The organism is Nonomuraea sp. MG754425 (assembly GCF_021699195.1).
Taxonomy (GTDB): Bacteria; Actinomycetota; Actinomycetes; order Streptosporangiales; family Streptosporangiaceae; genus Nonomuraea.
The window spans coordinates 1-7,019 of the sequence record NZ_SSXE01000311.1; the positions used below are offsets into that span (position 1 = coordinate 1).

The following is a 7,019-nucleotide window of genomic DNA, read 5'->3' on the forward strand; positions in this document are numbered from 1 at the left end:
GGTGAAGGGGGTTCGGCTGGGCGGGTTACCGGTCGTGTGGATCGGGCTGGTGCTGGCCGTCCTGCTGATCGTGTTCTCGGTGCTGGCGCCGCACGCGTTCCCGACCTCGTTCAACCTGCTCAACCTGGTGAGCGACGCCGCCATTCTGCTCCTGCTGGCCACCGGCATGACGTTCGTGATCATCACGGCGGGGATCGACCTGTCGGTCGGTGGCGTGCTGGTGTTCTCCGCCGTGGTGGCGGCCAGGGTCATCGAGGGCACGGGCTCGCCGGTGCTGGGCGCGGCGGGCGCGGTCGGCACCGGACTGGCCTGGGGTGTGCTGAACGGCGTGCTGGTCGCGCTGGGCCGGATCCCGGCGCTGATCGTGACGCTGGGCACGCTCGGCATGTCGCTCGGTGGGGCACTGCTGCTGACCGGGGGCGTCGATCTGCGCGCGCCCGCCGACCTGACCCTGGGGCTCGGGCTGGCGCGCTGGTTCGGCGTGCCGCTGATCGTGTGGATCTGCGCCGTCATCACCGCCGCCCTGGCCCTGGCGCTCGCCGTCACCCGCTTCGGCCGTCACACGTACGCGATCGGCTCCAACGCCGAGGCCGCCCGGCGCGGCGGTGTGGCCGTGCGCGGGCATCTGATCAAGGTGTACGGCCTGGCCGGGCTCCTGGCGGGGCTGGCCGGGCACCTGTCGCTGGCCAAGTACGGCATCACCGGCGTCTCCGCGCACTCCACCGACAACCTGCAGGCCATCGCCGCCGTGGTGATCGGCGGCACGTCCCTGTTCGGCGGGGTCGGGACGGTCGCCGGCACGGTCATCGGCGTGTTCATCCCCGTCGTCCTCCAGAACGGCTTCCAGATTCTCGGCGTGCGGCCGTTCTGGCAGCAGGTGGTGGTGGGGGCCGTGCTCGTGGCCGCCGTCTACGTCGACCAGTGGCGGCGCCGGGCCAGAGATCAGTGAAGGAGGCACCACCCATGAGCAAGAAGGCCATGGCCGCTCTCGGAGCGATGCTGCTCGTGATCACCGCCTGCGCAGGCCCGGGCGGTGACGGCGGCAGCGGTCAGATCCGGGTGACGCTCGTGCAGGGGCTGGCGGGGGAGGAGTTCTACGAGACCATGGCGTGCGGGGCGCGGGCCAGGGCCGGCGAACTCGGGGTGACGCTCGACGTGCAGGGTCCGCAGAAGTTCGATCCGACGTTGCAGACGCCGATCGTCAACTCGGTCGTCGCGGGTCGTCCGGACGCGATACTCGTCGCGCCGACCGACGTCAAGGCCATGATCGCGCCGCTGACGCAGGCCAAGCAGCAGAACATCAAGATCATCCTGGTGGACACGGTGGTCGAGGACCCGGGCATCGGCCTGTCCCGGATCAGCACCGACAACGTCAAGGGCGGTGCGGCGGCGGCCAAGGCACTGTCGGAACAGATCGAGGGCGCGGGCAAGGTGCTGGTGATCTCCACCGACCCCGGGGTCAGCACGGTGGACGCGCGGATCAAGGGCTTCGAGGACGAGATCAAGGCGAGCCACCCGGGGATCACCTATGTGGGGGTGCAGTACTCGCACAACGACGTCGGCGAGGCATCCCGGATCATGAACGCGGCGCTGGCCAAGGACGCCGACCTCGCCGGGGTGTTCGCCACGAACCTCAACTCGGCCACCGGCGCGGGCACGGCGCTCCAGCAGGCGGGCAAGCTCGGACTGGTCAAGATGGTCGGCTTCGACGCGGGCCCCGCACAGGTCAAGCAGCTCAGGGACGGTGTCGTGCAGGCGTTGATCGCGCAGTTGCCCGCCGACATCGGCGCCAAGGGGGTCGAGCAGGCCGTCGCGGCGGTCCGGGGGCAGCAGGTGACGCCGTCGATCCCGACCGACGCCACGATCGTCACCACCGAGAACGTGGACCAGCCCGAGGTCGGGAAGGTGCTCTACAAGGCCGGCTGCTGACCGGCCGGGCCCATCGCCGGCCCGGTGGGGTTTGCTTCAACCTGGTTTGCCCGCGACCTCGGCACGGCTTGTTCGGCCTTGCCTTCCCTATCGGCGGTATGTTGCCGCCGCCCGTGTCCTCTCCGTGACCGAGTCGGCCGCTCTCGTTCGGGAGCGGATTCGGGGCGACGAGCCGGCCGCCCGTCAACTCGGGCGTCTGTTCCTCCCGTGATGGCCACGCGGCGGCAGGTGGGGCTCCGCACGCCGAGCGCCTGGCCGCCGTCGCCCGCTGCGGGCGGCGCGTCCCGGTGGAGATGAGGGCTCGGGTTGTCGGGGTGTGATGGCTGGTCGGGTGCATCGGCTGGTGCGGGGTGTGGTTTTGCACGGGTGGGTTGCTCGCCGAGGTTCGGGCGTTCGGTGGAGGTGGGGGGAGCACGCGGGTGTGCGTCCAAGGCAGCCTGCTGGGTGTTCTGCGGGCTGGAGGAGGCCGGGCGGGTGGTGCTGGGCGCCGGACGGTCGAGCCGGGTCGGCCGGCGTTCCTGGGCGGGTTTCTCGGGCGGCCGGCGCTTCGATCAGGCGGGGTCCTGCGACCGAGACGATCGACGCGCACCGGATCCCGGCCGTCCTCCCGGACGGCCCCCGACGTGGGCAGCCCGTTCAGGCGGGCAGGGCGGCCAGGAGGAAGGCGAGGCGGGCGGCGGCGGACTCGACGTCGTCCGAGGTGCCCAGGCGGTAGCCCCACGAGGTGATGAAGGCGCCCTCGTCGGAGCAGGTCACGGTCTCCGCGAGGGTGGCCGAGAAACGGTTGCGGACCGAGACGTACGCCGGGTCGCTGGCCAGGGCGACGTTCTGGACGGACAGGTCGGCATGCCGACCCGCATACCAGGCGAACCGCTCAAGGCTGAGCGCGATATCCAGCATCATGCGTCACCTCCGCAACGTCTCGCGACAGAATTGCACGATCTTGTGGTGGGTCGCAAGCAATTGCTGCGGTTAATGTGGAGTTTGTTTCCGGTATTCGTCGAGTATGGAGATGATGACTTCTCGCCCCGACTCCTCGAACTCCGTCACCTTCGCGTAGTCGTCGAAAGCTCGTACGTAGAAGGCGATGTCGTCGGGATCGCGGAGGATCAGGTCCTTCGTCATCGTGGCGACCGCGACCATGGCCTCGTTGTAGATCCAGAAGCCGTTGATCGGGTTGGCGGGCAGCTCGGTGCGGAAGGGGATCACGCCGAACTCGACGTTCGGCAGGGTGCTGACGGCGAGCAGGCGGTCGAGCTGGCCGCGCATCACCTCGGGCGGGGCCAGCGGCATGCGCAGCGCGGCCTCGGTCACGACGAACCTGAACGTGCGCGTGCGGTCGTAGAGGATCTCCTGGCGTTGCATGCGCACCCGGACCGCCGCGTCGATCTGGTCGGCGGCGCTGTAGAGCCGCTTGACCTTCTGGAACACGTGCCTGGCGTACTCGGAGGTCTGCAGCAGGCCGACGATGATGCCGGGCTCGAAGACGCGGAAGACCTTCGTGCGCGCCTCCAGGTCGCGGACGTCCTCCTGGATCGCGGCCAGGCCGCTGCGGTGGCGCTGCTTCCAGTCGTCGTGCCGCTCCAGCAGCGCGATCGACTGGCTGATCAGCACGTCGGTCGTGTCGGGCGAGGCGTTGACCGCCTGCGCCCACACGACCACGTCATCCTCGGTCGCCGTCTGGCGGGCGTTCTCCAGGCGCGAGACCTTGGACGGCTGCCAGCGCAGCCGTTCGGCCAGCTCCTTGCCCGACAGATGGGCGGCCTCGCGGAGCTGGCGGAGCTGGCCGCCGAGGTCGATTCGCGCCTGCTGGAACGACGTCACGCGGCAAGAGGCTAGCCTTGTCGCCGCCGATCATGCCAGGGCCCCGTGGAATTGTAATCAACTGGTTGCGGAGTGTGTTCGCGGTGGTGTCGGGAAAGCGTTTGCTTCATGGGCCTGGGTTTCCGTCGCGGCCGGCAGGACGCGGCGGGCGATCTCGGTGATGAGCTCGCGGGGGATCTCGACCGCCGTCTCGCCTTCGAGGACGTCACGGAGGTCCGCGAGCGCCTCCGCGTCGGTGACTTGCAGACCTTGCACGACGATGGTGCCGCGATCGGTCTCGTAAAGGGTGGGGCAGGCGCCCGCCTCCGAGGTGGAGCCGAGGAACCGCATGCGCATGACGATCCTTCCCCGATAGCTCTGTGCAATTGCGCGCAATTGTATGTCGAGAAACGGGGGAACTGATCGTTTTTCCCGAAATCGTGATAAATGCCCGTTCGTAACGCAGGCCGGCGCGTCAGCCGAGGGAGCCGTTCATGAACTCCTGGGCCCGCTCGAACAAGCGCAGCGTCGTCGCGTGCAGCAGGTCGCCGATGTCCTTGGGGGCCTTCCCGGCGAACGCCCTGGCGTGGCTGCCCTCGAGCACGATGCCGAGCTTGAAGCAGGCCATGACCGCGTACCAGCCGACGTCCGACAGGTCCCGATCCGACAGCGCCGCGTAGTACGCGATGATCTCCCGGGGCGGCGGCAGCCCCGGGACGTGCTCGTTGCCGGCCGGCCACATGGCCACCAGCCAGCCCAGGTCCACGAGCGGGTCGCCGATCGTGCACATCTCCCAGTCCACGATCGCGGCCACGCGCGGGCTGTCGGGGGCGAACATCAGGTTCGCGAAATGGTAGTCGCCGTGCATGACGCCGGGTGTGAACGCGCGGGGGAGGTGGCTGGTGAGCCAGGCGGCCGTCTCCCGCAGGCCGGGGATGTCCGGGCCGGGGTAGCCGTCGAGCTCGGCGTAGGAGTCGAGCTCCTTCAGCCAGCGCGGCACCTGCCGTTCCAGGAAGCCCTCGGGCCGTCCGAAGCCCGGCAGCACCGCAGGGTCGATCCGGCCCAGTTCGGCCAGTGCGGCGGCGGCCTCCAGCCCCATCCGGTGCCTGATCGCGGGATCGGAGGCGTGCGGCTCCGGCAGCCCCGTCGACGGGTTGAACCCGTCCACCGGCTCCATCAGGTAGAACACCGGCTCGCGCAGCGTCTGGGCGGCCACCAGCCGGGGCGCGGGCACGGGTGTGTCGCGCAACGCCGCCAGCACCCGCGCCTCGCGGCGCAGCACCTCGTTGCTCTTGCGGCGGGCGTGCAGGGGCGGCCGGCGCAGGATGTACGGCCGGCCGCCGCGCTCGAAGCGGACCATGACGTTCTGCGTGCCGCCCAGGACCGGCGCCGGGCCGAGGATCGGGCCGCCGGGCAGCCCTTCGGCGTCCATCCACGCGCCGAGCTGGTCGAAGTCGACGGCGCTGACGTCGATGTGGGTGGCGGACATGTGCGGCCCTTCGACAGAACGATGTTCTGGTGCCCGACCCTACGAGAGCGCCGCGCGCACGGTCAACCCAGCGCCTGCATGTACGGCAGCCACTGGCGCGCCCGGTCGCCGGGCAGGTCGCCGTCGAGCACCATCATCGAGACCTGCCACGGTTCGCCGATGCCGTGCTCGCCCGCCCACGCGATGATCGGCTCCTTGGACAGGTCGAAGTCCATCCGCACCACGCCGCCCGCGTCGAGCGCCAGATCGCCGATCAGCGCCCTGGCCGTCTCCTCGTCACCGGCCACGACGGGGCCGATCACCGTGTTGTCGTCGTTGCGCCAGCAGTGGCCGAAGCCGCCTTCGGCGACCCGCACCCGCTCGCCGAAGCCGAACATCCGCCGCAGCGCCGCCGACCGGTCGGTGCCGAACGCCTCCGCGTCGAGCCGCAGGATGCCGTCGAGGTCCGCCTGCGTGGCGAGGCGGGTGCGTCCCGAGGGCTCGCCCTTGAAGACGCCCGTGTGCTTCGCGGCGCGGCCGACGACGCGGAAGCCGAGCCGCTCGTACAGGGGGCGGCCCAGGTCGGTCGCGTACAGCGAGACGGTGCGGCCGGACGCCTGCTCCAGCACGTGCTCCATGAGGCGCCGGCCCAGCCCGCGCCGCTCGAACCTGGCGGCCGTCAGGACCATGCTGATCGCGGCGTGGTCGTCGCCGTAGCGGGTCAGGACGTTCGTGGCCGCCAGGCCGTCGCCGTCGGGGGCGTCGATGCCGTATACCTCGCCGATCTCGAACAGCAGGCCCCACTTGTGCCGCTCGGGCAGCCAGCCGCGGTCCTCGGCCAGGCGGGTGCAGTCGTCGAGATCGGTTCGGGTGAGGCGGCGCAACTCCATGGCGGGCATTCTTCTCCATGGGCGAGGTACGCCTCAAAGTGATTTCCGGCGCGTCGCCGGGTCGTTCGGGAGCGGAGGACGAATGCGGTACGTCGCGGCGATCGACGTCGGCGGCACCACGATGAAGGGCGGGCTCGTCGCCAGGGACGGGACGATCCGCCACTTCGAACGCCGCCCCACACCACGCGCGGACGGGCCGGAACGCGTCATCGCCGCCGTCTCCTCCTTCGTCGCCGACCTCGCCCGCCCCAGGGACGGCGTGCGCCCGCCGGCGGTCGGCCTGGCGGTGCCGGGGCTGGTCACGCCCACGCACGCGGTCTTCTCGGCCGCCTTCGGGTGGCGGGACGTGCCCGCCGCCGCGTTCGCCGGCGACGTGGACCTGCCGGTGGCGCTCGGTCACGACGTGCGGTCGGCGGGGGAGGCGGAACTCGCGTACGGGGCGGCCGAGCGGGACGTGCTGTACCTGCCCATCGGCACCGGGATCGCGGGGGCCGTGGTGCTGTCGGGCGCGCTGCACGGGGGCGCCGGTGGATGGGCCGGGCAGATCGGGCACATCCCCGTCCGGCCGGACGGGCTCGCGTGCGGGTGCGGGCAGCGGGGCTGTCTGGCGGCCTACGCCTCCGGCGGGGCGGTCGCGGCGCGGTGCGGCGTCGCCGGGGCCGAGGAGGTGCTCCGGCTGGTCCTGGACGGCGACGCGCGGGCCGTGGCGGTGTGGGACGAGGCCGTGGAGGCGCTCGCGCTGGCCCTGACCACGTACACGCTGCTGCTGGACCCGGCGGCCGTCGTCATCGGCGGCGGGGTGTCGCGGGCCGGGGAGGCCCTGCTCGGCCCGCTGCGGGAGCGGCTGGCCGGGCGGCTCGGGCGGCGGCGGGCGCCACGGCTGCGGGTGTCGGGCCTCGGGGCGACGGCGGGCCTCATGGGGGCGGGAC

The 7,019-nt window shown here is 71.4% G+C and carries 8 protein-coding genes; 3 read left to right on the forward strand and 5 right to left on the reverse strand.

What is annotated here, in order from left to right:
* On the forward strand, positions 1–949 hold a 949-nt coding region (locus FAF44_RS51055), incomplete at its 5' end, for an ABC transporter permease (protein ID WP_237110737.1).
* A gap of 14 nt (positions 950–963) precedes the next feature.
* Positions 964–1,929, forward strand: coding sequence for an ABC transporter substrate-binding protein (locus tag FAF44_RS51060; RefSeq protein WP_237110738.1), 966 nt, complete (start codon positions 964–966; stop codon positions 1,927–1,929).
* A gap of 636 nt (positions 1,930–2,565) precedes the next feature.
* On the opposite strand, the gene FAF44_RS51065 is transcribed toward FAF44_RS51060, so the two are convergent.
* The 5 genes from FAF44_RS51065 to FAF44_RS51085 form a co-directional block, all read right to left on the reverse strand.
* Positions 2,566–2,832 (reverse strand): hypothetical protein, encoded by a 267-nt coding sequence (locus tag FAF44_RS51065; protein ID WP_237110739.1) that lies wholly within the window; start codon positions 2,830–2,832, stop codon positions 2,566–2,568.
* Positions 2,833–2,901: 69 nt separating this feature from the next.
* On the reverse strand, positions 2,902–3,753 hold the full coding sequence (locus FAF44_RS51070; protein ID WP_237110740.1) for a helix-turn-helix transcriptional regulator: 852 nt from the start codon (positions 3,751–3,753) through the stop codon (positions 2,902–2,904).
* 57 nt (positions 3,754–3,810) lie between these two features.
* Positions 3,811–4,089, reverse strand: coding sequence for a hypothetical protein (locus tag FAF44_RS51075; protein ID WP_237110744.1), 279 nt, complete (start codon positions 4,087–4,089; stop codon positions 3,811–3,813).
* A 118-nt stretch (positions 4,090–4,207) separates the two neighbouring features.
* Entirely contained in the window at positions 4,208–5,221 is a 1,014-nt protein-coding gene (locus tag FAF44_RS51080; protein ID WP_237110741.1) for a phosphotransferase family protein, read from the reverse strand.
* 62 nt (positions 5,222–5,283) lie between these two features.
* Positions 5,284–6,090: a GNAT family N-acetyltransferase gene (locus FAF44_RS51085; RefSeq protein WP_237110742.1), complete on the reverse strand. Its 807-nt coding sequence runs from the start codon at positions 6,088–6,090 to the stop codon at positions 5,284–5,286.
* A gap of 82 nt (positions 6,091–6,172) precedes the next feature.
* On the opposite strand from FAF44_RS51085, the gene FAF44_RS51090 reads away from it, so the two are divergent.
* On the forward strand, positions 6,173–7,019 hold an 847-nt coding region (locus FAF44_RS51090; protein ID WP_237110743.1), incomplete at its 3' end, for an ROK family protein.